Origin of the sequence: Brevibacillus sp. IT-7CA2 (assembly GCF_949767855.1) — a bacterium.
In the GTDB taxonomy this organism is placed as follows: Bacteria; Bacillota; Bacilli; order Brevibacillales; family Brevibacillaceae; genus Brevibacillus.
Genome location: NZ_CATKQT010000044.1, coordinates 479,664 through 505,314 on the forward strand (window position 1 = coordinate 479,664; position 25,651 = coordinate 505,314).

Consider the following 25,651-nt stretch of genomic DNA (forward strand, 5'->3'; position numbering starts at 1 on the left):
AAAAAGAGGGGATGAGCTTTCATGCGTTTGCGCGAAGAAATGCCTGACTTTTCTGGGATTACGGAGTGGATCAACGGGCAAGTAACCAAAGCTGATTTGGTTGGAAGTCCTGTCTTGGTACATATCTGGTCCGTCAGTTGCTACATGTGCAAGGAATCGATGCCAAGCATAAACGAATGGCGAGATCAATACGCTGCTAACGGTTTGAAGGTCATTGGAATTCATATGCCTCATTCGGAAAAAGATACAGACATCGAGATGATCAAGAAGGCGATTGCAGAACAACATTTGACACACCCTATTGCAATCGATAATGATAGAAAGACAGTCGATGCATTCCAGAATGAATACGTCCCCGCTTTTTATTTGTTTGACGAGGCTCTTCAGTTACGTCACTTTCAGGCAGGAGAGAAGGGTCTCCAACTGGTAAAAAAACGCTTGTTCAGAATTTTGGGGATCGAAGAGGAATCCTAGAATGTTCGTCTAATTAAGTATGTGTAATGGATTGTACCCGATAGGAGGATATGTAAACGATGGAATTCCCGAAAAATCTACGTTACAGTGAAGAGCATGAGTGGGTGCGAGTAGAAGGAAACAAGGCGTACATCGGAATCACTTCTTTTGCTCAAGCAGAGCTGGGTGACATCGTGTTTGTCGAGTTGCCTGAGGTAGGCTCGACAATCCAACAGGATGAGCCGTTTGGCAGCGTGGAATCGGTAAAAACCGTTTCTGAACTGTACGCTCCTGTAACTGGTAAAGTAGTAGAAGTAAATGGCGAACTGGAAGACGCACCTGAACTGGTTAACTCTTCGCCATACGAGCAAGCATGGATGATCGTCGTCGAATTGTCTGATACAGCTGAGTTGGACAAGCTGATGGATGCAGACAAATACGAAGCGATGGTAAAAGAATAGGAAACAAAAAAAGCCGGGGCGTTTGTGCTCCGGCTTTTCTTTATTTATGGACGGACTACTCCAACTTGAATGTTCGTACTGCATCATTGAGCTCTTCTGCCATTTTAGCTAGCATCGTTGCAGCCGAAGAGATTTCCTCCATCGAAGCGGTTTGTTCTTCCGCTGCTGCCGCAACCGTTTGAGAGTTGCCGGCTGATTGTTCTGCGATTTGTGTAATATGCGTAATAGCGGATACAATCGTCTGCATTTGCTGACTGATCTTGCTCATTTCTGTTGTCACTTCATTCATGCGGACGAGCAGCCCCGACGTGGAGCCAGTAATTTGCTCAAATGCATTTCCTGTTGAGCGAACGAGAGTCATGCCTTCTCCCAAAATAGAAGAGCCATGATTCATTGCCGCGATCGCTGAGCCTGTATCCTGCTGAATCACCGTGACGATGTGACTGACCTGCTCGGCGGCAGAGCTGGATTGTTCGGCCAGCTTGCGCACCTCGTCCGCTACAACGGCAAAGCCTCGTCCTTGTTCTCCGGCCCGAGCTGCTTCGATAGCGGCGTTCAGAGCGAGCAGGTTGGTTTGATTGGCGATCGTCGTGATGAGAGAGATCATTTCTCCAATCTCTTGGGAGCGTTGGCCTAGTGTATTGACAATCGTAGAGGTCTTGGCCATCTGGCTATGGATCACATCCATGTGCTCGACCGTTTTGGCTGCCATCTGATTGCCATCTGTGGCTTGGCGGTTCGCTTCTTGTGTAGAGAGGTTGACATCCTCAATGCCTTTTTCCATCGCTTCGATGTGTACGGCAATCTCGTTGATGACTTCATAGCCTTGAACAGTCGCATCCACTTGCTGCTCAGTACCGTAGGCAATTTCTTGAACGGATTGAGCGATCTGCTCTGTTGCTTTGCTCGTCTGTTCCGCACTTGCCATCAATTGCTCAGACGTAGCAGCAACCTGTTGAGCGTTAAAGCTGACTTGACCCAGCGTTTCGCACAAGGTTGCCGTCATGGAGTTGAAGCGATTTGCCATAACCCCCATCTCATCGGCTGTCTGAATATCCATGGAAGCGGTAAAATCGCCATTGGAGAGTGCATGCGCCAGCAGGTTGGCGCGATCGATTTGTTTGGTCAAGTATTTGCTGAAGTAATAAATGACAGCAACCATGATCAACAGACCGATCAGACTCACCATACAAAGCTCAAAGAACAATTCATAGAGCGGATCGGCAATTTCTTTTTCTGGCATGACGAGAGCGATTGTCCAGTTTGTATCTCCGAGCTCTTGAAAATAAACACGATTGATTCCGTTTTCATCGTTAAACGTCTTCATTCCTGACTTCTCTTCTAGAAGAGAAGGACCTATTGCTGCCAAGGAAGCATTATCGTCAGATTGAACGGAATGATTCATCAGCTTGTCTGCTTGAGGATGAGCGAGATATCTCCCTTTTTGATCCACCAAAAAGGCCCAGCCTGTTTCGCCTACTTTTGTACTGGAGACGAGCTTTTCCACGTCAGTGAGTGTAATATCGTCTGTGGCTATACCCAGAAGCTTTTTATCCGGCGTGTAAAAAGGAGCGACTACCGTCACCATGGAGACCTTGGAAACCTCGTCAAAGTACGGCTCGGAATAATCGGTTTCCTTCTTGGTCGAGATACCGACCTTGTACCAGTCTTGATTTGGATAGTTATAGGAGTCGCTGCTGTACTCATCTGTAATGTTCACCTTGCCGTCAGTCTTTGCCCCGTAAGTAGCAACGAGTTTCTTGTTCGGGTCAAAAGCGTAAGGTTCCATGAAAATTCCCATTCCGACCGTCGTATCATTAATGAGAACAGTTTTGGAGAGCAGGGAATTTAACTGCTCTAGCGAATTTGTAACAGGACCCATTTCAATAAAGCGAGCCATACTCAGCGTTACTTTGCTATGGGCTTCCAGTTGCTTTTCCACATTACTGCCGACCATATCTAGTTGAAAATTCATTTTGTCCTCAATTTCCCGATTCAATTGGTCGACAGAGAACCAGAAACCGATGCCCACGACGAGCAAAAGAGTCAAGATAATGACGGGAAGGGTAATGGTCAGTGTTCGAGCACGAAGACTTTTGAAACGAAACATGGAACCGCTCTCCTTTTGAATTTTTGCTAAAATGATTATTATTCCTTATTATCGGATAGATTAAGACTATCTTTTATGATGGATTTAGGCAAATGAGGGGAAATATTCATACTAGTCAGAAAATGTTGCAAGAATCTAAGCAAATCGAGTAAAATGGATAAACCAAATCTTACTTCGATTCATTTATTGGTAGCATTTGCGGGTGGAGTGTTAGTGGGTATATAGGCTACAATGCGGATACAGACAAAGTTTCGACCAAAAAACGGACATGGACGTTTCATTTGGCGAATAGGGAGGGAGACCATATGAGTTTTTGTTGTGGTGCTGGAATGGTAGGTTCCGTTGGCTCAGTCCGTCATTATAAAACGCTTGTACACAATGTCCCGATCATGTTTTGTCCTGTATGTGACAGAATTGAGGTTCATCCCGGTATTGAGGGAGAATACGAAATTTTAGTAGAATATGCTCAGGGAGATCAGGCTCCAGAAGTGGATTTTGCTGACTTTGTGAGTGTTGACAATACATCCGAGTTGTTTGAGAATTGTACCATGACGGATGAAGCTGCCAGCTTCGCCGAAGTATTAAAGCAGCAGATCGATATTTCACTTGATCTGCTCGGGATCGCCAAGGAGTTACAGGATGACGATTGGCGGGAAGCATTGATGATTCGTTTAAGACGGTTAAGCGAGCGATTGAAGCAGTACAATAAAAGAAAAGCTAATGTCGCACAAGAGCGCATGACCTGAGTTGACGTGGGAGGCAGTGTGAATGTTTCATTTGAAAGCCGTTCACCACATCGCATTGAATTGTAGTGATGTTGTGAAGGTAGCTCGTTTTTTTAAGGACATTTTGGAAGTCCCTATCCCGGAAGAGAATATGACGGAAGGAGCACCTGTCTACTTTCAAATTGGCACATACACACGGATCGGTCTTCATCCTCATGGCGGGGAAGCTGGGAAAGGCGGCGTAGGGCAGGTCGATCATCTCGCCTTCTCTGTGCAAAGCCGAGCTGAGCTGGACTATCTGGTCGATAAGCTGGAGGCAGAGAATATTTGCTATCGTGGCCCAATTACACAGCCTACTAGCTATAATTTGTATTTTGAGACACCCGATGGTCACCACCTTGAGGTGCGACTCGATAAAGACGAGTTCGATGAGTAGTGTTTCCGAAAAGCATCTGCGTAAAGCGGATGCTTTTTTGTTTTTTGTTGTGGATGATCTTCTTTACGGTTTAGAAGGTACCGATGAACCAACAAAGCTGCTGAGAAGAAAAAGCACAGGACTCGCAGACCTTGACAAAGCCTCCCCAGTCGGAACTTAAAAAAGAGGACCACGCTTGTCGAACACTTCTTCCTTGAGAAACGTCCGCCCGTAGGGTGGGCTTTGGCTCGACGGTCCCCTTTTTTAAGTGGAGACGACCAGTGAATCCCCTTGTGGGCGTGTCAGAGTCGAAGAGAACTGTGCTTTTTCTTCTCCTCCACTATGCTGACTCAAAAGCCTTCTCTAAAGGTCTTTCTTACAATGTCGAGAAAAAGATGGCTCCCCTGACAACAGCCGACAGTGACTCTCATACCTCGCCAAAGGATTCGACCTGACAGGCCACGAACCCAATTGGGAAGAGAGGGGTGGCATGTAGATGATCGGAATGGGCAGACTGCTTTTTGAACTGGGCGAGCGACTGCAAGGAAAAGCACACTTGCGATTCATAACAGCAGGATGGGAGCGCAAGATCGGAATTGTAGTAGATGATATACCGTCACAATGGCAACTGACGATAGCAAAAGGCGTTGCATCCTGGGATGTATGGACAGAAGAGCAGCCTGCCGATCTGATTATCAAGGGAGAGGAGAAACAAATGCAGATGCTGTTTGGCGGCGATGAGCTCGTCTATGTTCTAGCCAAAGAAAAGGTGCAAATAGCAGGGCCATTGCGCGACCAATTGAAGCTCGATGCCATTTTGCGACTGACCTGTCGGTGAACGGTCCATTGGGCATTGTGATATAATAGGAAGAAACGGTTTTGGAGGAGGCGCTTTGATGTCTACTGTTATGTCGTTGCAACAGACGGTTGCCGCACGTAAAGATGCTATTGCCGAAACATTCCGTCATCTGCATGAGAATCCGGAGATAAGCTGGAAGGAAGTAGAAACAACTCGTTATTTGGCAGAGCGCATGCGTGCCTTGGGACTGCGTGTTACGACTTTTGACGATTGTACAGGATTAGTAGCAGAATGGGGCGAAGGAAAGCCAGTTGTTGGCTTGCGCACAGACATCGATGCACTTTGGCAAGAAGTCAACGGTGAATGGCGCGCGAATCATTCCTGCGGTCATGACGCCCATATGACATTGATCGTGGAAACGGTAGAAGCATTGGTTGCCGCTGGATATCAACCGCCGGGAACGTTAAAAATCTTGTTCCAACCAGCCGAAGAAAAAGGAACGGGAGCATTGAAGTTGGTGGAGAAGGGTGTCGTCGATGACATCGATTATTTGTACGGTGTTCACCTAAGACCGATTCAGGAGATGGCAAATGGAACGGCGGGACCCGCTATCTACAACGGAGCAGCCATGTTTCTCTACGGGGAAATCACAGGAGTCGCTGCGCACGGAGCGAGACCGCATCTCGGGATCAATGCGATTGAAGTAGCGGGAGCGATTATTTCTGGACTCGGACATATACATATCAATCCGATGGTGCCAGCCACCGTCAAAATGACCATGCTGCAAGCCGGGGGAGAGAGCTACAACATTATCCCGGATAAGGCGCGTTTTGCTCTCGATCTGCGAGCGCAGACGAATCAGGCGATGGATGACCTGGTGAATCGAGTTCGCCAAATGATCGACGGAGTTGCGGAGTCTTTTCAGGCACGCATAGAGGTAGAGGCCGGGTCGCGCATGGTAGCGGCAGAGGTCGATGATCAAGCGAAGGCATTTATGGAGCAGGCGATCGTAGATGTGCTCGGTCAAGAGAATTTGAGAGCGGCGCCTGTCAGTCCGGGAGCGGAGGATTTCCACTACTATACGGTGGAGCGCCCTCATATCAAGGCGACGATGCTGGCTCTTGGATGTGATTTGGTACCAGGGCTGCATCATCCACTGATGCATTTTGAACGCTCTGCGTTGGAAAAAGGTGTGGCGATTTTGTGTCAAACAGTCGTAAAAACGTTTGAAAATACGTAAATCTTTATGCCTTGTGAGAGCAACACTAAGAGAGTAAACTCTTGGTGTTGCTCTTTTTGTGAGGAAAATGTCTCTGTGTACTTCCCGACTAGTCGATAGACTGATTGGTTTGTGGACAAAATACTGCTGTTGGGGAATAATACGCATGAGGAGGGTTATTCACACATTCTCCATAAGAGATTATAAAATTATGTAGCTTATTTAGCTAAATGTGATATACTAATTACAAATCGAGCGACAATTAGAAAGTCACAATAAATGGTACACATTTTGGGAAGGAGATCGTTCACACATGGAAACCAATACGGTTCAAAAGCTTACTGACATTCTTGGAGCTACGAAAGTGTATCATAACTTGCCTGTAGCTAATCTTGTTGAGATGGCAGTGAAGCGTGGCGAAGGGATTTTGACCGACAAGGGGGCGCTCAATGCGCTAACAGGGAAGTTTACCGGCCGTTCGCCAAAGGACAAATTTGTGGTGGACGAAGCTTCCGTACACGATAAAATCAACTGGGGTCCGGTTAACCAACCAATCAGTATTGAAAAATTCCAAGCACTTCAACAAGACGTGCTCCAATACTTACAATCAAAAGATGAACTGTTTGTTTTCGATGGCTTTGCGGGTGCAGATACAACCTATCGCCTGCCAATCCGCGTAGTGAACGAATTCGCTTGGCACAACCTGTTTGCACGTCAGTTGTTCATCCGTCCGTCCGATGAAGAACTGGCTGCGCACGAATCAGAATTCACGGTTATCTATGCGCCTAATTTCAAGGCCAATCCTGCGGTACACGGTACGAACTCCGAGACTTTCATCGTATTGAGCTTTGAGCAAAAGACAGTGTTGATCGGTGGCACTGAGTATGCTGGCGAAATGAAAAAGTCGATCTTCAGCGTAATGAACATGCTGCTTCCAGAGCGCAACGTACTCTCGATGCACTGCTCTGCAAACGTAGGTAAAGACGGTGACGTTGCCCTGTTCTTCGGTTTGTCCGGTACAGGAAAAACAACGCTGTCTGCTGATCCAGACCGCTTCTTGATCGGTGACGATGAGCACGGCTGGTCTGACAATGGTGTGTTCAATATCGAAGGCGGATGCTATGCAAAATGCGTCAAGCTGTCTGAAGAAGGCGAACCGCAAATCTGGAAAGCAATCCAGTTCGGTACCGTACTTGAAAACGTAGATGTAAACGAAGCGACTCGTGTAGCAGACTACGATAGCATCAAATATACAGAGAATACACGAGCTGCGTACCCAGTGGAAGCAATTCCGGGTGCTGTAATTCCAGGCGTGGGCGGGCAACCAAATGTCATCGTCTTTTTGACTGCCGATTCGTTCGGTGTATTGCCTCCAATCTCCAAGCTGAATAAAGAGCAAGCCATGTATCACTTCCTGTCTGGCTACACCAGCAAAATGGCAGGTACAGAGCGTGGTGTAACTGCTCCGCAAACAGAGTTTTCTACTTGCTTCGGTTCTCCATTCTTGCCATTGCATCCGGTAGTATATGCAGAAATGCTCGGTAAGAAGATTGACGAGCGCAAGGTTCAAGTATACCTGGTGAACACTGGTTGGACTGGTGGCCCAGTAGGTGTTGGGCAACGTATGAAGCTGTCCTACACGCGTGCGATGGTAACAGCAGCATTGAACGGTGAGCTGGAAAAAGTAGACTATGTAGCTGACGAGATTTTCGGGGTACAAGTACCGACTTCTTGCCCGAACGTTCCTGCTGAAGTTCTGCAACCACGCAATACATGGGCAAACAAGGAAGATTACGACAAGCAAGCGGCTGATCTGGCTGCACGCTTCATTGAGAACTTCGAGAAGAAATTCCCGAATGCAGCAGATATTGCGAATGCGGGTCCAAAAGTAAAATAATCGAACAGGAAAGAAACGGGTAGACGATAAGGTCTATCCGTTTTTTCTTCGTGAAAACGTAAAAAAACCGTCAGCCTGTGACCGACGGTTTTTAGCTCATCAGTTACTTGCTACCATCGAATACTTTCGAGGTATTGACTGGGACAACTTTTCCATTTGACTGACGGAAAAGAGTCAGGTAAGCTTCCCAAGGGAGCCCTTCAATAGTGTGATAGCGATACATAACGAGAAACTCCTGATCACTCATTCCTGTCAGATTGACATAACCTTTGGAAACGACCTCTTTCTCTGGACCGCAAAAGTACAAGCTGCCTTTTACATCGGAAGGGTCACAAGGAAGCGGCAAGGTGTCTTTTGCCTGCTGGACAATTGCTTCTGGAATGCTACTGCCACCGGTGCTTCCGCCAGCGCCTGAAAAACGGACAGCAGGAGTTTTATTGTCCCATTCCTGCTTAATGCCGAGTGCATTGGCAACAGTCGCTACAGGTGCATAAACGTTTCCATTATATATGAATGGTTCTGCTTTCGTTTTGACGACCTGGTCATTGACTATCAATTTAATGTTGGAGAAACGAGCAGATATTTTCTCTGTGCCCGTTTTTGCGAAGACTGTGGTGCCACCTACGAGTAGTAAGACAGTAGCGAGTCCAATTGCGAGTTTCTTGTTACTCTCTTTCAAAATGCTCCATCCCTTTCAAGATATCCAGTGGTGTTTTTTACAAAAAGTACCTGGAGTTTAGACGGAAATGTATGTCCAAAAGTCACAAAGGGAAAAATGCTGCGGAGGCAACAATATTTAGGAAGGATTCATGCGCAAAAACAGACTTTCTAAATATAATGATATAAAAAATACAGATATGTTTCATTCCTTGATTTATAATTATTCTTATTATAAGATAGTTATTGAGAATGGATTGAGAATTTACCAACTCACTTTTGACGTGTATGGAGGGAATTCAGATGACAGCAGTACCGCATTTGCAAATAAAAAACCTTCGCGCCAAGATCGAGGACAAAGAGATCCTCAAAGGCCTGAATTTGGAGATCAAGGGCGGCGAAGTGCACGCGATCATGGGACCAAATGGTACCGGTAAATCGACATTGGCATCCACATTGATGGGTCACCCAAAATATGAGGTAACCGATGGCGAAGTGCTAATCAATGACGAAGACTTGTTGGAAATGGCAGTAGACGAGCGCGCACGTGCAGGTCTGTTCCTGGCGATGCAATACCCGTCCGAAATCAGCGGTGTAACCAACTCTGACTTCCTGCGTTCTGCGATCAACGCGCGCCGTGGCGAAGGAAACGAAATCTCCCTGATGAAATTCATCCGTGAGATGGACAAAAAGATGAACACGCTGGAAATGGATGAGTCTTTCTCCCACCGTTACCTGAACGAAGGTTTCTCCGGTGGTGAGAAAAAGCGTAACGAGATTCTGCAAATGATGCTCTTGGAGCCAGCTATCTGTATTTTGGATGAAATCGACTCCGGTTTGGACATCGACGCATTGAAAATCGTTGCAGCTGGTGTAAACGAAATGCGCTCCGCAGACCGCGGATTCTTGATTATTACGCACTACCAGCGTTTGCTGAACTATGTAAAGCCTGACTTCGTACACGTCATGATGCAAGGTCGTATCGTGAAGTCCGGTGGTCCTGAGCTGGCTGAACGCCTGGAGGCAGAAGGCTACGACTGGATCAAGGAAGAGCTCGGCATCGAGGACGAAACCGTAAACGCCAACGTGTAGGATGAAGGAGGCAGCAGTGAAATGAGTGTGGATGTACAGCTACGCTTCGATTCCGAGGCGATCACCCAGTACTCCAAAGCTAATCAGGAGCCTGCCTGGTTCCTGGAAAAGCGCCTCGCTGGACTGAAGGCGGCGGGAGAGCTGGCGCTCCCTGCCTTGGAGAAAACGAAAATTGATAAATGGAATACCGTTGATTTCGATCCGTTCAAAACCACTGCGAAGGTGGCAGCGGCGAATGAACTCAGCGATTTGGTAAAAGCACAAATCGATGTCGACAGCGTGAAAAACCTGTTGGTACAAAAAAATGCTTCTACCGTTTTTCAAGCAGTATCCGATGAGTTGAAGGCACAAGGCGTGATCTTCACGACTTTTGCTGATGCTCTGCAATCACATGGCGATCTCGTGCAAAAATATTTGCTGAACGTTATCGCACTTGATGAGCACAAGCTGACTGCGCTGCATACTGCAGTAGTGAATGGTGGCGTATTCCTCTACGTTCCGAAAAACGTGGAAGTAGATGTTCCCCTGCAAGCAGTGTATGAAATTGCAGGCGACAATGCTCTGTTGGCTCCACATGTTTTGATCGTGGCAGAAGCGAACAGCAAAGTAACCTACGTGGATACATATGTATCTGGCGAAGGCAAAAGCATGGTTGCGAACAGCGTTGTTGAAGTATATGTAGGCGCGGGCGCATCTGTGCAAGTAGCTTCTGTACGTTCTCTGTCTGTAGACGTTCACGACTACAGCTTCCGTCGTGCAACCGTTGATCGCGATGGAAAAATGGAATGGATTTTGGGTGAGATGAATGATGGCAATACCGTTGCCAACAACACCACCATCCTCAAGGGAACTGCTTCGATCGCAGAGACCAAATCCATTTCTGTAGGTACTGGTTCCCAACGTCAAAACCTCACTTCCCAAGTTCAGCATATCGGCACGCACACGGAGTCTGACATGGTGAGCAAGGCTGTTATGACGGATGAAGCAGTGAGTATCCTAAACGGTATCACGAAAATCGAAAAAGGCGCTGAAAAGGCAAACGGCGTACAGGCGGAAAACATCCTGATGCTGAGCGATAAATCTCGCGGTGATGCCAACCCGATCCTGTTGATCGACGAGGATGACGTTAAAGCGGGTCACGCAGCTTCGGTAGGACGTTTTAGTGAAGAGTCTATCTTCTACTTGATGTCTCGTGGTATTTCCCGTCAAGGCGCAGAACGTCTGATCATTCTCGGCTTCCTGGAGCCAGTTGTCGCTGAGATTCCAGTAGAAGAAGTGAAAAACAGACTCCGTCAGGCGCTTGAAAGGAAGTTAGGCTAATGAACGCCAAGGAGCTTCGGAAATATTTTCCCATCCTACACCAAGAAGTAAACGGACATCCGCTCGTTTATTTGGATAATGGTGCAACCTCTCAAAAACCGATTCAGGTTATCGAGGCGATGGATAAATACTACAGGGAGTATAACTCCAATGTGCACCGTGGCGTGCACACCTTGGGTAACATAGCGACAGATGGGTACGAGGGCGCGCGTGAAAAAGTTCGCGCCTTCATCAACGCTCGTGAAGCCGCGGAAATCGTCTTTACACGTGGTACAACATCTGCTTGTAATACGGTAGCTTATGGCTATGCTCGCAAGTACCTGGGGCCTGGAGATGAAATCGTGACCACTTTGGTGGAGCATCACGCCAATTTCATTCCATGGCAGCAGGCAGCCAAGGCGACCGGAGCGACTTTCAAGTTCATTCCGCTGGCAGAGGACGGTACCGTTACTCTGGAGGCAGTCAAGGAAACAATTACGGACAATACCAAACTCGTTGCGATTCACCATGTTTCCAATGTATTGGGGGATACTACCCCAATCAAGGAAATTGCCCAAATCGCTCATCAGCATGGCGCACTTTTGTTTGTTGATGGAGCGCAGGGTGCTCCACACAAGAAAATCGACGTCCAGGATTTGGATTGCGATTTTTATACGTTTTCAGCGCACAAGATGGCAGGCCCGACAGGCGTAGGTGTTCTGTACGGCAAGCGTGAGGTGCTGGAGCGTGTGGAGCCGATGGAGTTCGGCGGAGAAATGATCGACTATGTGGATATGTACGATTCCACGTGGAAGGAGCTTCCTTGGAAATTTGAAGGAGGAACGCCGATCATCGCAGGAGCTATCGGATTGGGAGCAGCGATTGACTTTTTGGAAGAGATCGGAATGGACAATATCGAGCGCCATGAAAAACATCTCGTCAAGTACGCGATGGAACAAATGCGCGAGATAGAAGGATTGAAGATTTACGGCCCACAGCAGGACCGCAGCTGTTTAATTACATTCAACCTGGATACTGTACATCCGCATGACCTGGCGACGGTGCTGGACAGTTACGGAATCGCAGTTCGTGCCGGTCATCACTGCGCACAACCGCTGATGCGTTGGCTGAATGTGACGGCTACCGCTCGGGCAAGCTTCTACCTGTACAACACAGAAGAAGAAGTAGATGTGCTGATCGCGGGCTTGAAGAAGACGAAGGAGTATTTCGGCAATGTCTTCTCTTGATGATTTATACCGCCGCGTCATTATGGATCACTACCAGAAACCGCGTAACCGCGGCAAGCTGGAAGAATCCGACGGACTCATTGTGAATTTGAATAACCCGACCTGTGGCGACAGCATCTCGCTCTCCTTGAAAGTGGAGGACGGCAAGGTGGTGGACGCGAAGTTCCTTGGCGAAGGCTGTTCGATCAGCATGTCGTCTGCATCCATGATGACAGATGCTGTTAAAGGCAAGCCAGTAGCAGAAGCACTGGAGCTGTCGCAAAAATTCTCCGATATGATGCAAGGCAAAGAAATCGATGACTCGATTGATCTTGGTGATATCGAAGCCCTGTCTGGCGTAGCCAAGTTCCCAGCGCGAATCAAGTGCGCGACATTGGCTTGGAAAGCATTGGAGCAAGGTGTCAAACAGGCGGAGCAAGAATAGTGATGGGTAAGGGACATGAACACGAAGGAGTGAGCAACGATGGCTGTTAAAGGCCCAGAAATACAGGAGTATCAGTACGGCTTCCACGATAAGGACGTTTCTGTATTCCGTACCAAAAAGGGTTTGACCCGCGAGATCGTCGAAGAAATTTCGAAGATCAAGGATGAGCCAGCATGGATGCTGGAATTCCGTCTAAAAGCATTGGACATCTTCAACAGCATGCCGATGCCAAAATGGGGCGGCGATCTGGATGACCTCGATTTTGACAGCATCACCTACTATGTAAAGCCTTCTGAAAAGCAAGGCCGTAGCTGGGATGAGGTGCCAGAAGAAATCAAGGCAACCTTTGACAAGCTGGGTATTCCAGAAGCAGAGCAAAAGTTCCTCGCAGGTGTATCTGCTCAGTATGAATCTGAGGTTGTATACCACAACATGCAGGAAGACCTGGAAAAACTGGGCGTTCTCTTCTGCGACATGGATTCCGCAGTAAAACTGCACCCAGAAATCGTAAAAGAATACTTCGCGACAGTGATTCCTCCAGCAGACAACAAGTTTTCTGCATTGAACTCGGCAGTATGGTCCGGTGGTTCCTTCATTTACGTACCAAAAGGCGTAAAAGTAGAAACTCCACTGCAAGCCTACTTCCGTATTAACTCGGAGAACATGGGTCAATTCGAGCGTACGCTGATCATCGCCGATGAAGATTCCTTCGTTCACTATGTAGAGGGCTGTACAGCTCCAATCTACAGCACGGATTCCTTGCACTCCGCTGTCGTAGAAATCATTGTAAAAGAACGCGCTCGTTGCCGTTACACCACGATCCAAAACTGGTCCAACAACGTATACAACCTCGTTACTAAACGTGCGGTTGCTTACGCGGATGCGAACATGGAATGGATCGATGGAAACATCGGTTCCAAGCTGACTATGAAATACCCAGCTGTTATCATGAAAGGACCTCGCGCAAAAGGTACCGTTCTTTCCATTGCAGTAGCAGGAAAAGGACAACACCAAGACGCAGGTGCGAAAATGATTCACCTGGCGCCAGATTGCACATCGACGATCATTTCCAAGTCGATTTCCCGTGATGGCGGAAAAGTAACCTACCGTGGTCTGTCCCAGTTTGGACGCAAGTCGGAAGGCTCCAAGTCCAATATCAAGTGCGATACGCTGATTCTGGATAAACTGTCCACGTCCGACACGATCCCGTACAACGAGATCATGAACGACAGCATCACGCTTGAGCACGAAGCGACTGTATCCAAGGTATCCGAGGATCAACTCTTCTACCTGATGAGCCGCGGTTTGTCAGAAGCAGAAGCGACTGAGATGATCGTAATGGGCTTCATCGAGCCATTCACAAAAGAATTGCCGATGGAGTATGCGGTAGAGATGAATCGTCTCATTAAGTTTGAGATGGAAGGCTCTATTGGATAATCGTTTCGATAACGTGAAAATACGTGTCTGATTCGTTCAGACACGTATTTTTTATATGCCCATGCTTTATTAGGGGAAACGCATAAGCCCTCTGGCGGTAGTTCGCCGGAGGGCTGTTTTTACGAGGCCATACTGAATTTCCATAATATGATCATAAATACCGCCATCGGAATGACCCAAAGTAAAGGAATGGCGTTGAGTGCGTAACTCGTTTTGAATTTCAACTTGTGATAGTAGTACCAACTGCCCATCGCTGAGGCAAGCAGTACAAACGGATACGATAGGATCGTATAGAACACCTCCGGCGCTCCAGTATCATATTCATCTTCAGGTAGAAGCACAATGGTAAAAAAAACAGAAATTACCCAAGCCAATAAGAAAATGGCATATACGCTTTGACTAATAGAAAGGACGAGACAAGCTGTCTTGTTTTTCATAAGTGCTTGATTCCTCCCAAAAAGTGGAATTTCAAATAACAAGACGAAAGGAGATGGAGAAAGGTAACAATAAACTAATCGTAAAGCCAAAGAGTGAAATTTATCTTAAATTTGAAACTTTTTACATTTTTGTGCGTCTAAAGTTTTAGATTGTTTGCGAGATGGCTAGACGTTTCTTTTCTAGCTTTCTCGTGACAATAACAAAGAGCCGATTTCCAGATAGGGCATTGACGGGCACTACCGGAAACCGACTCTTCACGCGCTCTTTCCTTTGCGACTACAAAGCAAACAGCTAGATTTTATTATAGTAGAGGATCAAGCTAGGTAGCAAACGATAGAGTAGCTCACGTAAAAGGGGGGAGTTTTTTTAGAGGCAGTATCCATCTCAAATGACGCTTAGGAGGTATAACGATGTCAACAATACTGATTCAAGGCGCGCATATTTTATCGATGGATTCTCAAATTAGAGAAATTAAAAATGGAGATATTTTGATTAAGAACAACATCATCAAGCAGGTCGGAAAGAACATCGAGCTGACGGAAGATATGGAGGTGATTGACTGTTCCGGGTACATTGTAATGCCGGGCTTCGTGGATACACACCGCCACGTCTATCAGCATTTGTTCAGTCAAGCCTTTACGAACTGGTCGCTGACGGACTACTTTACGCGGTTTCTTGGGGATATCGGACAACGCCTTCGCCCGCAGGACATCTATGTAGGGAGTTATATCGGCTATTTGGAGGCGATTCATTCTGGCGTTACAACCGTACTGCACTGGGCGAATTCGACCAATAGCTATGGGCATGGCCTTGAAATTTTGAGAGCGGATTCAGAAATCGGAATGCGTACCATAGTGGCTATTGCAGATTCAGTGGTAGCCCATGATGAAGATGCGAACTTTAAAAATATGCTGCGGTTGCGGGAGACAAACAGCAACCCGTTGACTCAGATTGCACTTGGTGCGCTCAGCAACGATGTGGAACGATTAAAGCGCAGTATAAAAGAAGCACATGAGCTAAATGTGTTCGCTACCGTCCATGTGGGAGGGGTGCCTGGTGAAGATGGGCTCATCGCTCATTTGCACGAGGAGGGTCTTCCTCTCGATTTCATTAACTTTGCTCACTGCAACCAACTGTCCGAAAAGGACTATGAGCTTTTTGTGAAAGAAAATATGTCTGTCTCCATTACACCGGAGATTGAAATGCTGATGGGACATGGATACCCGCCATTTTATCAGATCCTGAGTAAGGGAGGCAGGCCGTCGATCGGTGTGGACACAACCTCCGTGGTTGGGGCGGATATCATTACACAATTGCGGGTAGCTTTGGCGTACACCCACAGCGTGCATAATGAACTAGTCAACATCAAGGGTGAAGAACCAAGTCTGGGCGTCTTCAATGCCAAGAGTGTGCTGGAAATAGGCACGATTGACGGAGCCCGTGCGTTGAGGATGGAAGATGAAATCGGCAGCCTGACACCAGGCAAGAAGGCGGATCTCATCATGATTGACACCAGGAGGCACCAAACAGCGCCACTCTACGATCCTTACCATTATGTATTGATGAATGTGAATGCTGGTAATATCGCACATGTCATGATCGACGGTAGATGGATGAAGAAGAACGGCAGGGTTGTTCATGATCCTGTTGATATTGACTTATTGAATGACAGCACACGCTTTATGAGAGAGGAATTGGAGAGATATCAAGGTGTGCGAGTCTGATAGAGAGTTGTCGTAATACGTGCCTGCAGTGACTGGTCACTCTTTGGTGATGAAGTCGCTCAGGCACGTTTCTTATTAACTTTAGTTAGACGATCAACTTATAGACATTCTGCTATAATTATTGAATTGTCCTAATTATATGATGGTAGGAAAAAATTAAAGTAGGAGGGAGAATCGATGGTTTCATTCTGTAAAAAAGTGATGATGGTCGTTCTGGGACTGATGATGGTATTTGGCAGCTTGTCAGGCCATGCCCTGTTCGCAGGAAGCACAGCGTATGCTGCAAGTACAGATAATTGGTCACAAGTAAACAACGCGGGAATAGAAGGTGCGCAATATGCGACCCTCTTGAACGCAAATGAAACTCTCTATATCGTCTATGCGGATTCTAACAAAGGCGGAAAGGCTACCGTGAAGAAATACAACGGAGCTGACTGGGAGTCGGTTGGGGACGAAGGTTTTTCCGAAAGTCAAATTCGATATCCGTCTTTAGCTGTTTCTAACGGAGAACCTTATGTAGCATATATACATAATGAGAGTGTCGTGGTGAAGAAATATGAAGGAGGTAGCTGGAAAACAGTAGGGACAGAGACCGATGCATCGAATGAAGTCCTTCCATCCTTGATTAGCATAAGCGGGAAAATATATTTGGCATATGCACGTAAAGTCAATGTAGGGATGGTAAGCGTTAATGCAACGGTTAAAGAATTTCAAGGAAACGACTGGAAACTGGTATTGAACGCTTCCAATTCGGGAAAGGCCATAGCGAATATTACGTTAGCGAATCAAAACGGAAAACTCCACGTAGCGAATGTATGGCCGAATTTTACTCAAGTATTGAGTTTAAATGGGACTGATGGTTCTAATCCATGGTGGAATTTCGAGGAGGATTATTCGATTTCATCACGTAACCCGATAGCTTTTGCTGCTAGTGATTACAATGATTCTACTTATATGGCAATAGTGGATCAGAATGATAAGTCCATCGTGGTGTACCGTGACACACCGGGTAAGAAGAGCTCATCCTTAAGCAGTCCTGGTACATCTGTAAATAATGAAGGGACACATGCATTGTCCATGGCTGTCAAAGAAGATATTCCTTATGTAGCGTATATAGACAGCAATAGCGGAAAAGCAACAGTGAAGAAGTATATTGGCCAATGGGAGACAGTAGGCAGCGAGGCTTTTACTACATCAGGTGTGAATGGTGTTTCTTTAACGATCGTAGGTGGTATTCCCTATGCAGTGGCAACTGATTCTTCAGGGGATTCCACCGTATACAAAATGGTATCTACACCTCCTCCTGTACTTTCCACAACTGCAACGAGTAGTGATGTAGCCAATGCGATCGACATCACTTTCGCAGATGATCTGACATGGCGTCAAAACATTACGGCTGTCAAAGATGAAACGAACAAGGAGCTTACTTACACTGCTTCTCCAGGGAAAATTACGATTCAGGCCAATGAGCTGACAGCTGTCGGGCATACGATCACGGTAAGCGCTACTGGTTATGTAGATACATCTGTAACAATAGTATCCAATAACGTTGATTTGAGCAGCATCAGCTTGAATTCGGGGCCATTGAATGAAACATTTGATTCGGCGAAGACGGACTACACGCAAAATGTTGGTCAAAGCGTTACAAACTTGACTGTTACACCGACTGCTGCTGATTCAAAGTCAACGATAACGGTCAACGGAAGTCCTGTCAGGAGCGGACAAGCAAGCGATGCAATTTCTCTACAGATTGGAAGCAATCCCATTACCATTATCGTAACAGCGCAGACAGGTGCAACGAAGACGTACAACATTCAAGTGAATAAGATTTTGGTGTCGACGAACGCCAATTTAAGCGGTTTAACTGTGAGTAGCGGTTCTTTAAACGAAGCGTTTGATCCAGATACCACAAGCTACACGCATGATGTTGGGAGTGGCACTACTAGTTTGAAAGTAACCCCGACAACGGCTGACTCAAAGTCAACGGTCACAGTGAACGGTACTGCCGTAGCGAGTGGACAAGAAAGTGCTGAGATTTCACTGACTGCAGGAAGCAACATGATTACCATTATAGTGACAGCAGAAGATAGTACAACGAAGACGTACACGATTGAAGTCCAAAGACAATCTGTTACGCCGCCACCGCCATCTTACTATCCAGTAACAGACGTGAGTCTCGACCAAGAGGAGTTGTACTTAACGGAAGGCGGAGAAACGGCTGAATTGCGTGCAACCATTACACCTGCGTATGCATCGAATCAGAGCGTGAAGTGGAGCAGCAGTGATCCAGAAGTAGCATCTGTCGACGACAAAGGTGTAGTTACTCCTCTTGCTGGCGGGAAAGCAACGATTACTGTGACGACCGTTGACCAAGGCAAGACGGCGACGATTCCAGTAAAAGTTGCCCGTGAAGGGGAAAAGAGATTGGTCGGACTGAGCGTATCGGATAAAAACATCCTGTTGAAGCCAGGAAAATCCTCTTCTATCAAGCTGTATGCGATTTACGCCGACGGTACGAAAGAGGACATTACCAAAAACAAAGAAGTCCGATATGAAACGAGCGAAGAAGAAGTAGCGCTTGCCACAAAAGGTGTAATCAAAGCTGGCAAAAACAAAGGGGAAGCAACGATTACGATTTCGTATCAAGACGAAGAAATCACCATTCCTGTCGTGGTCTCGGATGTATATGTAAGCAGACTAAAACTCATCCCAAGTAGTTTGAGCTTGGACGTAGATGAAGAGGAGCAGCTAACACTTGCCGCTACGTTATCCAACCGGAAAACGGAGGATGTCACGGAACAGGCAATTTGGGATAGCAGTGAGCCAGAGGTGGCAACGGTCAATGAGAAGGGAGAAATCATCGGGATTGCCCCGGGTGTGACCGTCATTTCAGCCCAATATGCCGGAAAAACATCCAAGCTGACAGTCTATGTGGGGGGTGCTGAGCTGATCAGTCAACTATACATCAGTAATCGATCTGTCACGATTTCTGAGGGTGAAGAGGAAGAGATCACAGCAACCGTCTACTACCAGGATCGATCGAAAAAAGACATAACAGACGAAGCGATATGGTCCAGTGAAGACGAGGAGATTGCCACAGTAGAAAATGGCGTCATTACAGGACATGCAAAAGGAACAACGAAGCTCAAGGTGAAGTACCAAGGTAAAAGCATGACAGTTTTCGTGAAAGTCACGAAATAAACAAAAACAAGGCCCTCGGAAAAACCGGGGGCTTTTTTGTGCGTGTTGAAACATGTACATTCGCTCCACACAATGATAAAATGTTCGTATATACAAGATAATGCTGTCCAACATCAACGAAGTATGCCTACGAATCCGGGCATGCTTTTTTCGGGCGAGCACGAACCATTTCACAAAGATGCAATTGCTCTTCTATGAGCAGGCAGCCGTAGAGGTTTTCATACTTTTTGGAGCGGGGTTGCACATATGATAGTGGTAAAGCAATTAATGGATCATTGCCACCGCTTTTTTGGGAGTCAAGGCGAGCTGTATCAATCCGAGGATGCGGATATCCTGATTGCCGTCTATCCGGCTACGCGCAAGCGAGGGTGGTGGACGTATGCCACGCTTGAGTTGCACAAGATGGTGGCAACGGAGTACCTCGTCTATTCCTATCAGTTTGAGCAGAGAATGATTACGCATTTGGCAAGAGTAGCGGCCCAGGTGATTCGTCAGTGGGAGAGTCAAACTATCCGTATGGAGTCTGGGAGCATCTTTTCGCTCGGGGATACAATCGTGGAAAAATCGGTTTTAAATCATATGGTACTGACCCCTGCCTATTATGAAGAGGCTGGACTTGAATATTATACAAACGGCAAGGACGTAATCAGGTTCATGATGCTTCATGCAATCGCGGATTCTGAAGCAAAGTTTTTGGAACAATATGGACTTATGGCATTACAGGAATGGTTAGCACACTCCGGTGTCGATTCCCTGAATGTTACGCGTACGCCTGCCATCTGAGAAGGGAGCGAGCGAAATGTCAGCGATTCGCTTGAGAGTCACCGTAGTAGTGGAACACGAAGGGAAAGTCCTCCTCATCCGTGAACAGACACAACGAGGCATCTTTTACAACCTGCCAGGGGGAATCGTAGAATATTTAGAAGCGATTCCAGATGCGGCGAAAAGAGAAGTGATGGAAGAGACCGGACTCCTCGTGGAAATGGAGCGATTGATCTGGATAGACGATCGGATCGATCAGGAAGGAAACGGCAAGCATACAGTCGGAGTGGGAGTTCTGGCGAAGCTCGTCGGTGAAGAGACAAACCCTACACCAGGTGGTATCGTCGATGAAGAAATCGAATGGGCTGGCTGGGTCACGCTAGAAGAGTGGAAACAACTGCCGAACGACCACAAAACACGCCCGGATCAAGTCAAGAAAGTATTATCCGATCCCACTTATCAACCGATGTACTTGGGAAATATGTTGAGCCAAGCAGAATAAATACAAGAGACACCGCCCTTTTCCTAGTGAAGAGGAGCGGTGTTTTTTTACTTACGCTTTTTGCTGAACGGAAGCTTTTCTTCCTTTTGCGACAGCCAACACGACAATGACAGCTGAGAGAACAGCACCGAGTGTCAATGGCTCGGACAGGAGCAGCCAGGCTGCGATGATCGATAAAAAGGGTTGAAGGTATTGAATTTGACTGACCTTGGAGACGCCGCCGATTGCCAGGCCGTGATACCAGGCGAAAAAACCGAGAAACATACTGATTACGCTAATATAGCCAAAACCGATCCAGACAGGCCAAGTGGCTTGTTTTAATTCAGTGAGCAAAGGACCCGCCAGCGGAACGACGAGAAAAGGAAAGGCGAAGATCAATGACCAACTGATGACCTGCCAACCACCCATTGTCTTGGAGAGCTCACCACCAACTGCGTATCCGATCGCCGCACTGATGACCGCCCCGAGCAAGGCGAGACCCGCCCATTGGAGGGCACCAAAGCCAGAACTGATCGCGTAGGCGATAATCGTTACACAAGCGATCGCACTAGAAATCCAATACTTTCGGGTGGGGCGCTCTCCTGAAAAAAATATCGCTGCGCCTGCCGTAGCCAATGGCAATAGGGCAATGATGACTGCGCCGTGGGTAGCAGGCACTCTCTCCATTGCCCACGACGAGAAAAACGGGAAGCCCGCTACTACGCCAGCAGATACGAGCAACAGTTTCTTGGTCTCTTGCCAGGTAGGAAACGGTACGCGTTTGATTAGGAGCACCAAAGCAGCCAGTACTGCTGCGATCAACGCTCGTCCCAACCCTGCCGAGAGGGGAGTGAGCACGGTAACAACCACCTTCGTTACAGGCAAGGTCAAGCTGAAGCTAAGCACCCCGATGAAGCCATACAGCAAGCCCCTTTTCTCTGTATGCAACTGCTCGAGAGTGATCGACTGTTCTTTTTGTACGTCCTGCTTCTCGATAGGAAGCTGTGCACTCATCCGAATCCCATCCTTCATCGAATAAAAGTTTCTGTTGTTCCATCTTAGAGGCGAACGCTCATGAAAGGTAGAGCCAATTGGCAGCAGGAGCAGTAAGCCAATTTGTCGAAAGTGAGGAAAACAGCAAGTGTGGAGGACGGATCAGGATGGAATGGAAGCCGGACAAAGACGCGGGAGCTCCGATCTATATGCAAATCGCCAAAGAGCTGGAACGACAGATTGTGCTGGGAGTGCTGCCCCCGGGTACATCTCTGCCGCCGGAAAGAGTGTTGGCACGGCGCTTTGGCGTCAATCGTGGGACGGTATCAGCAGCGTATGAAGAATTGCGGGCCAAAGGTATTTTACAATCGTGGCAAGGGAGCGGTACTTGGGTCAGTCGTGATCTGTGGGGCGTCAAACAGATGCCAAACTGGTATACCTACACGAATGGGGGAGCTTTTTTGCCAGCCTATCCACTCGCGAAACGAATACAGGATGCATGCTTCGATTCCTCGATCATCAATCTGGCAAAGGCAGAATTGGCAACGACGATGATCCCTTCATTCATCCCAACGACGCCGGGGGAAGAAAACGAGATCAAGCTTGAACTGGGCTACGCGCATCCAAAGGGGGAGCCGCGTCTCCGTGAGGCACTAGCTGTGCATTTGCACGAAAACTACGGCATTCAGGCTTCTCCCGACGAAATTTTGGTGACGTCAGGAGCGCAGCAGGCACTGCATCTCATTACACTATGTCTCTTGAATCCTGGAGACGCAATCGCAATGGAGGGACCCTCTTATTCGTATTCTCTTCCCTTATTCAGTTCAGCTGGCCTGCGTTTATTTCGCTTGCCGATGGATGAGGATGGTATTGTACCCGAGGCTGTCTACGCCTTGCAGCGGGAGCATCGCATTCGCATGGTTTTCGCGAACCCGACCTATCATAATCCAAGCGGGACGATTTTAAGCGAGGCACGACGAGCCCAGTTGCTCGATATTTGCCAGGAGCTACGCTTGCCACTTGTGGAGGACGACGCTTACGGTGCATTGACACTGGCTGGAAACCCTAGACCTCCCAAGCCGATCAAAGCCATCGACAAGACAGGTGCTGTTCTGTATGTCGGGAGCCTTTCGAAAACGATTGCGCCAGGCTTGCGGATTGGCTGGCTGGTAGGACCAAGATCAGTCGTAGAAAGACTAGCCGATGCCAAGCAGCAAATGGACTTTGGAACGAGCAGCGTATCCCAGCAATTCGCCCGGCAATTTGTTGAGCGAGAGAGCTGGAACAATCAGCAGGAGCGAATGTCTCGTTACTTATTGGCCCAGCAACAAACGATGGTACGAGCTATGCACAATCATCTCTCCGATTACGCAGTATGGAATGAGCCTGGTGGCAGCTATCATATTTGGTGTCGGTTGCTTGCTCCCAGGGACGAAAAGGAATTGCTGGATGATGCGATTAGGGAAGGTGTCGTATTTACCCCTGGCAGCGTCTATGGAGCGGAAGCAGGCTGGCTGCGACTGACCTATTCGTGGGAGTGCCCGGCGAATATCGAGGAAGGAATTCGTCGTATTCAAAGAGTCCTTCAGCAGAAAAAGCGATAAGAAAAGGGATTGTTTCCTTATTTATGAAACTAATTCCCATCTCACTCGTATGCACTATAGAGGCAATTTTTGAAAGGGGGGACAGTCGTGGGCGTACTTGAAACCGTCTACATGGTCTGCCTTGTACTTGGTCTAATCTACACGGTCATCTCGCTGGTGTTTGGCGATACGCTCTCGGATTGGCTGGGACATCTGCATCTGCCTTTTGCACAGCCCATTTTGTTGGTCAGCGGCATGACTGCCTTTGGCGGAGCGGGGTATTTGCTATCTCGTTACACTTCGCTTGGTGCGCTTGTCGTGTTGATGCTGGCTGCTGTCATTGGCATCGCTTTGGCTTTCGTCTCGTACTTCCTGTGGGTAAAGCCGATGAGCCATGCGGAAAATTCCACTAGCTATTCCATGAGTCAACTAGGAGGAAAGCTGGGGGAAGTCGGGACGACGATCCCTGCAGAAGGACTGGGAGAAGTGCTGCTGCCAATGATTAGTGGAACCACTTACCATATGGCGGCGAGTCTTGAGGGCGGGATTATCCCGCATGGAACCCGTGTCGTTGTGGTCGAGGTGCGTGACCATGTCCTGTATGTGATCCCCTTTTACACTGAATCTGGCGAAGGAGATGAGAAATGATGTTAGATCCCGGTATTTTGACGATAGTAGGTGTTGTCGTCGCAGTCTTTCTCGTTTTGGGCATTGCCTTTTGGGCCCGTTACAAAACAGTAGGTGCAGATGAAGCCATGATCGTAACGGGGAGCTATCTCGGCTCGAAAAACGTACTCAGTGACGAATCAGGACGTAAGATGAAGATCGTCCGCGGAGGCGGCGCATTTATCCTCCCTATTTTTCAACAAGCAAACTTTCTGAGTCTTCTGTCTCATAAGCTGGACGTATCGACGCCAGAGGTATATACCGAGCAGGGCGTTCCTGTCATGGCAGATGGCGTAGCGATCATCAAGGTAGGCGGTTCAATTGAAGATATCGCGACCGCATCCGAGCAATTTATGGGCAAGAGTGACGAGGCACTGCGCGGAGAAGCACAGGAAGTACTCGAAGGATATTTGCGGGCAATCCTCGGCAGTATGACGGTAGAGGAAATTTACAAGAACCGTGAGCGATTCGCACAAGAGGTGCAAGCGGTAGCAACAAAGGATTTGAAGAAAATGGGGCTGTCCGTTGTCAGCTTCACGATCAAGGATGTACGGGACAAAAACGGCTATTTAGCTGCCCTTGGAATCCCGCAGATCGCTGCAGTGAAGCGCGATGCGACCATCTCGCAGGCTGATGCGGACAAAGAAGCGCGGATCAAGCAGGCACAGGCAGAGGAAGAGGCACGCAAGGCAGAGCTACTGAAGGAAACGAACATTGCCGAAGCAGAAAAGGAAAAAGAGCTGAAAGTAGCGGCGTTTAAGCAAGAACAGGACAAAGCGAAGGCGAGCGCAGACCAAGCTTACAAGCTGCAAGAAGCTGTCGCCAAGCAGCAGGTTACAGAAGAAGAGATGAAGGTCGATCTCGTCCGCAAGCAGAAGGAAATCGAGCTGGAGGAAAAAGAAATTCTTCGCCGCGAAAAGCAATATGATGCGGAAGTGAAGAAAAAGGCCGACGCCGACCGCTACTCTGTGGAACAGGCGGCAGAAGCGGAAAAAGCGAAGAAGCTGAAAGAAGCAGACGCGATCAAGTACCGCATTGAAGCGGAAGCAAAAGCAAATGCTGAGCAGAAACGTCTGGAAGGTTTGGCGATTGCCGAGGCTGAAAAAGCACGTGGTAGCGCTGAGGCAGAAGTCACACGCCTCAAGCTCGAAGCCGAGGCAGAAGGGAAAGAGAAGTTGGCTGAAGCATTTGAAAAATTCGGTCATGCGGCTGTGCTCGATATTATTGCGAAAATGCTCCCTGAGCTGGCTGAGAAAATTGCCGAGCCAATGAAAGCGATCGATAAGGTAACGATCGTGGATGCAGGAGGCGGTCAGGGAGATGGCGTCAACCGTCTGAGCGGGAATGTTACGAAGCTGATGGCCCAACTGCCTGAGATGCTGAAAGACGTGTCCGGTTTGGATATGAATAAGATGATCTCGGACTTTATGCAAAAGGGTGGTACCGTACCCACACAGCAACAGCCTGTACCCGTAAAAGTTCAGGTAGAGACGGACTCTATTTTGGAGAACGAAAACAAATAATCAAATCGATCAGAGGAGAAGTGCCCCTTTATAACGAGGGGCACT

24 protein-coding genes are annotated in these 25,651 nt (G+C 47.8%); 20 read left to right on the forward strand and 4 right to left on the reverse strand.

Going from position 1 to position 25,651, the window contains the following annotated elements; all coding sequences use genetic code 11:
* Positions 1-21 precede the first annotated feature (21 nt).
* Together ACM6JA_RS21965 and gcvH are read left to right on the forward strand one after the other, a co-directional pair.
* A complete protein-coding gene (locus ACM6JA_RS21965) occupies positions 22-474 on the forward strand; it encodes a redoxin domain-containing protein (RefSeq protein ID WP_007726362.1) in 453 nt (150 codons plus the stop codon).
* A gap of 59 nt (positions 475-533) precedes the next feature.
* A complete protein-coding gene (gene gcvH / locus ACM6JA_RS21970) occupies positions 534-914 on the forward strand; it encodes a glycine cleavage system protein GcvH (RefSeq protein WP_414854037.1) in 381 nt (126 codons plus the stop codon).
* Between the two features lie 55 nt (positions 915-969).
* Here gcvH and ACM6JA_RS21975 read toward each other — a convergent pair whose 3' ends face one another.
* Positions 970-3,024: a methyl-accepting chemotaxis protein gene (locus ACM6JA_RS21975; RefSeq protein ID WP_414854038.1), complete on the reverse strand. Its 2,055-nt coding sequence runs from the start codon at positions 3,022-3,024 to the stop codon at positions 970-972.
* Positions 3,025-3,329: 305 nt separating this feature from the next.
* Here ACM6JA_RS21975 and ACM6JA_RS21980 point away from each other — a divergent pair, with 305 nt between their 5' ends.
* The 6 genes from ACM6JA_RS21980 to pckA all read left to right on the forward strand — a co-directional run bounded on the left by ACM6JA_RS21980 (position 3,330) and on the right by pckA (position 8,079).
* Complete coding sequence (locus ACM6JA_RS21980; protein WP_007726368.1) at positions 3,330-3,770, forward strand: hypothetical protein; 441 nt, start codon at positions 3,330-3,332, stop codon at positions 3,768-3,770.
* A 22-nt stretch (positions 3,771-3,792) separates the two neighbouring features.
* Positions 3,793-4,185: a VOC family protein gene (locus ACM6JA_RS21985; protein WP_007726371.1), complete on the forward strand. Its 393-nt coding sequence runs from the start codon at positions 3,793-3,795 to the stop codon at positions 4,183-4,185.
* Positions 4,178-4,345: a hypothetical protein gene (locus ACM6JA_RS21990; protein ID WP_414854039.1), complete on the forward strand. Its 168-nt coding sequence runs from the start codon at positions 4,178-4,180 to the stop codon at positions 4,343-4,345. Before ACM6JA_RS21985 ends, ACM6JA_RS21990 begins: the two co-directional genes overlap by 8 nt.
* 315 nt (positions 4,346-4,660) lie before the next feature.
* Positions 4,661-5,002, forward strand: coding sequence for an SCP-2 sterol transfer family protein (locus ACM6JA_RS21995; protein WP_414854040.1), 342 nt, complete (start codon positions 4,661-4,663; stop codon positions 5,000-5,002).
* Positions 5,003-5,060: 58 nt separating this feature from the next.
* Positions 5,061-6,203, forward strand: a complete 1,143-nt coding sequence (locus ACM6JA_RS22000; protein WP_087343446.1) for a M20 peptidase aminoacylase family protein — start codon at positions 5,061-5,063, stop codon at positions 6,201-6,203.
* 292 nt (positions 6,204-6,495) lie between these two features.
* On the forward strand, positions 6,496-8,079 hold the full coding sequence (gene pckA / locus ACM6JA_RS22005; RefSeq protein ID WP_414854041.1) for a phosphoenolpyruvate carboxykinase (ATP): 1,584 nt from the start codon (positions 6,496-6,498) through the stop codon (positions 8,077-8,079).
* A gap of 103 nt (positions 8,080-8,182) precedes the next feature.
* Here pckA and ACM6JA_RS22010 read toward each other — a convergent pair whose 3' ends face one another.
* Positions 8,183-8,758: a stalk domain-containing protein gene (locus ACM6JA_RS22010; RefSeq protein ID WP_188065965.1), complete on the reverse strand. Its 576-nt coding sequence runs from the start codon at positions 8,756-8,758 to the stop codon at positions 8,183-8,185.
* Positions 8,759-9,039: 281 nt separating this feature from the next.
* On the opposite strand from ACM6JA_RS22010, the gene sufC reads away from it, so the two are divergent.
* From sufC to sufB, 5 genes are read left to right on the forward strand one after another with little or no spacing between them, the layout of a single operon-like run.
* Positions 9,040-9,828 (forward strand): Fe-S cluster assembly ATPase SufC, encoded by a 789-nt coding sequence (gene sufC, locus ACM6JA_RS22015; protein WP_017251436.1) that lies wholly within the window; start codon positions 9,040-9,042, stop codon positions 9,826-9,828.
* A gap of 21 nt (positions 9,829-9,849) precedes the next feature.
* The gene (gene sufD, locus ACM6JA_RS22020; RefSeq protein WP_414854042.1) at positions 9,850-11,148 is read left to right on the forward strand and encodes a Fe-S cluster assembly protein SufD; all 1,299 of its coding nucleotides are present in this window, start codon (positions 9,850-9,852) and stop codon (positions 11,146-11,148) included.
* Entirely contained in the window at positions 11,148-12,374 is a 1,227-nt protein-coding gene (locus ACM6JA_RS22025; protein WP_007726378.1) for a cysteine desulfurase, read from the forward strand. Before sufD ends, ACM6JA_RS22025 begins: the two co-directional genes overlap by 1 nt.
* Positions 12,361-12,798, forward strand: a complete 438-nt coding sequence (sufU, locus tag ACM6JA_RS22030; protein WP_007726380.1) for a Fe-S cluster assembly sulfur transfer protein SufU — start codon at positions 12,361-12,363, stop codon at positions 12,796-12,798. The genes ACM6JA_RS22025 and sufU overlap by 14 nt, the downstream gene beginning before the upstream one ends.
* 39 nt (positions 12,799-12,837) lie before the next feature.
* Positions 12,838-14,235 carry a Fe-S cluster assembly protein SufB gene (gene sufB / locus ACM6JA_RS22035; protein WP_015893091.1) on the forward strand — a complete coding sequence of 466 codons (1,398 nt, stop codon included), beginning with the start codon at positions 12,838-12,840 and terminating at the stop codon, positions 14,233-14,235.
* Positions 14,236-14,354: 119 nt separating this feature from the next.
* Here sufB and ACM6JA_RS22040 read toward each other — a convergent pair whose 3' ends face one another.
* Positions 14,355-14,672, reverse strand: a complete 318-nt coding sequence (locus tag ACM6JA_RS22040) for a hypothetical protein (RefSeq protein WP_414854043.1) — start codon at positions 14,670-14,672, stop codon at positions 14,355-14,357.
* 411 nt (positions 14,673-15,083) lie between these two features.
* Here ACM6JA_RS22040 and ACM6JA_RS22045 point away from each other — a divergent pair, with 411 nt between their 5' ends.
* From ACM6JA_RS22045 to ACM6JA_RS22060, 4 genes are all read left to right on the forward strand, one after another.
* Entirely contained in the window at positions 15,084-16,397 is a 1,314-nt protein-coding gene (locus ACM6JA_RS22045; protein WP_414854044.1) for an amidohydrolase family protein, read from the forward strand.
* A 177-nt stretch (positions 16,398-16,574) separates the two neighbouring features.
* A complete protein-coding gene (locus ACM6JA_RS22050) occupies positions 16,575-19,598 on the forward strand; it encodes an Ig-like domain-containing protein (RefSeq protein WP_414854045.1) in 3,024 nt (1,007 codons plus the stop codon).
* Between the two features lie 246 nt (positions 19,599-19,844).
* Positions 19,845-20,381, forward strand: coding sequence for a suppressor of fused domain protein (locus ACM6JA_RS22055; RefSeq protein ID WP_414854046.1), 537 nt, complete (start codon positions 19,845-19,847; stop codon positions 20,379-20,381).
* A 16-nt stretch (positions 20,382-20,397) separates the two neighbouring features.
* Positions 20,398-20,862: an NUDIX domain-containing protein gene (locus ACM6JA_RS22060; protein ID WP_414854047.1), complete on the forward strand. Its 465-nt coding sequence runs from the start codon at positions 20,398-20,400 to the stop codon at positions 20,860-20,862.
* 51 nt (positions 20,863-20,913) lie between these two features.
* Here the strand turns inward: ACM6JA_RS22060 and ACM6JA_RS22065 are convergent, their stop codons facing one another.
* Positions 20,914-21,855 (reverse strand): DMT family transporter, encoded by a 942-nt coding sequence (locus tag ACM6JA_RS22065; RefSeq protein WP_414854048.1) that lies wholly within the window; start codon positions 21,853-21,855, stop codon positions 20,914-20,916.
* A 146-nt stretch (positions 21,856-22,001) separates the two neighbouring features.
* On the opposite strand from ACM6JA_RS22065, the gene ACM6JA_RS22070 reads away from it, so the two are divergent.
* The 3 genes from ACM6JA_RS22070 to ACM6JA_RS22080 all read left to right on the forward strand — a co-directional run bounded on the left by ACM6JA_RS22070 (position 22,002) and on the right by ACM6JA_RS22080 (position 25,606).
* Positions 22,002-23,438 (forward strand): PLP-dependent aminotransferase family protein, encoded by a 1,437-nt coding sequence (locus ACM6JA_RS22070; protein ID WP_414854049.1) that lies wholly within the window; start codon positions 22,002-22,004, stop codon positions 23,436-23,438.
* A gap of 87 nt (positions 23,439-23,525) precedes the next feature.
* Positions 23,526-24,065 (forward strand): serine protease, encoded by a 540-nt coding sequence (locus ACM6JA_RS22075; protein WP_414854050.1) that lies wholly within the window; start codon positions 23,526-23,528, stop codon positions 24,063-24,065.
* Positions 24,065-25,606, forward strand: a complete 1,542-nt coding sequence (locus ACM6JA_RS22080; RefSeq protein ID WP_414854051.1) for an SPFH domain-containing protein — start codon at positions 24,065-24,067, stop codon at positions 25,604-25,606. The genes ACM6JA_RS22075 and ACM6JA_RS22080 overlap by 1 nt, the downstream gene beginning before the upstream one ends.
* Positions 25,607-25,651 lie beyond the last annotated feature (45 nt).

Excerpts from the sequence above, each read along its gene's own strand:
- ACM6JA_RS22060 (WP_414854047.1), top strand. The coding sequence starts at position 20,398 with ATGTCAGCGATTCGCTTGAGAGTCACCGTAGTAGTGGAACACGAAGGG.
- ACM6JA_RS21975 (WP_414854038.1), bottom strand. The coding sequence starts at position 3,024 with ATGTTTCGTTTCAAAAGTCTTCGTGCTCGAACACTGACCATTACCCTT.
- gcvH (WP_414854037.1), top strand. The coding sequence starts at position 534 with ATGGAATTCCCGAAAAATCTACGTTACAGTGAAGAGCATGAGTGGGTG.
- ACM6JA_RS22055 (WP_414854046.1), top strand. The coding sequence starts at position 19,845 with ATGATAGTGGTAAAGCAATTAATGGATCATTGCCACCGCTTTTTTGGG.
- ACM6JA_RS22070 (WP_414854049.1), top strand. The coding sequence starts at position 22,002 with ATGGAATGGAAGCCGGACAAAGACGCGGGAGCTCCGATCTATATGCAA.
- sufU (WP_007726380.1), top strand. The coding sequence starts at position 12,361 with ATGTCTTCTCTTGATGATTTATACCGCCGCGTCATTATGGATCACTAC.
- ACM6JA_RS22040 (WP_414854043.1), bottom strand. The coding sequence starts at position 14,672 with ATGAAAAACAAGACAGCTTGTCTCGTCCTTTCTATTAGTCAAAGCGTA.
- ACM6JA_RS22080 (WP_414854051.1), top strand. The coding sequence starts at position 24,065 with ATGTTAGATCCCGGTATTTTGACGATAGTAGGTGTTGTCGTCGCAGTC.
- ACM6JA_RS22045 (WP_414854044.1), top strand. The coding sequence starts at position 15,084 with ATGTCAACAATACTGATTCAAGGCGCGCATATTTTATCGATGGATTCT.
- sufD (WP_414854042.1), top strand. The coding sequence starts at position 9,850 with ATGAGTGTGGATGTACAGCTACGCTTCGATTCCGAGGCGATCACCCAG.
- ACM6JA_RS22025 (WP_007726378.1), top strand. The coding sequence starts at position 11,148 with ATGAACGCCAAGGAGCTTCGGAAATATTTTCCCATCCTACACCAAGAA.
- pckA (WP_414854041.1), top strand. The coding sequence starts at position 6,496 with ATGGAAACCAATACGGTTCAAAAGCTTACTGACATTCTTGGAGCTACG.
- ACM6JA_RS22065 (WP_414854048.1), bottom strand. The coding sequence starts at position 21,855 with ATGAGTGCACAGCTTCCTATCGAGAAGCAGGACGTACAAAAAGAACAG.
- ACM6JA_RS21985 (WP_007726371.1), top strand. The coding sequence starts at position 3,793 with ATGTTTCATTTGAAAGCCGTTCACCACATCGCATTGAATTGTAGTGAT.
- ACM6JA_RS21995 (WP_414854040.1), top strand. The coding sequence starts at position 4,661 with ATGATCGGAATGGGCAGACTGCTTTTTGAACTGGGCGAGCGACTGCAA.
- ACM6JA_RS21965 (WP_007726362.1), top strand. The coding sequence starts at position 22 with ATGCGTTTGCGCGAAGAAATGCCTGACTTTTCTGGGATTACGGAGTGG.
- sufB (WP_015893091.1), top strand. The coding sequence starts at position 12,838 with ATGGCTGTTAAAGGCCCAGAAATACAGGAGTATCAGTACGGCTTCCAC.
- ACM6JA_RS21990 (WP_414854039.1), top strand. The coding sequence starts at position 4,178 with ATGAGTAGTGTTTCCGAAAAGCATCTGCGTAAAGCGGATGCTTTTTTG.
- ACM6JA_RS22000 (WP_087343446.1), top strand. The coding sequence starts at position 5,061 with ATGTCTACTGTTATGTCGTTGCAACAGACGGTTGCCGCACGTAAAGAT.
- ACM6JA_RS22050 (WP_414854045.1), top strand. The coding sequence starts at position 16,575 with ATGGTTTCATTCTGTAAAAAAGTGATGATGGTCGTTCTGGGACTGATG.
- sufC (WP_017251436.1), top strand. The coding sequence starts at position 9,040 with ATGACAGCAGTACCGCATTTGCAAATAAAAAACCTTCGCGCCAAGATC.
- ACM6JA_RS21980 (WP_007726368.1), top strand. The coding sequence starts at position 3,330 with ATGAGTTTTTGTTGTGGTGCTGGAATGGTAGGTTCCGTTGGCTCAGTC.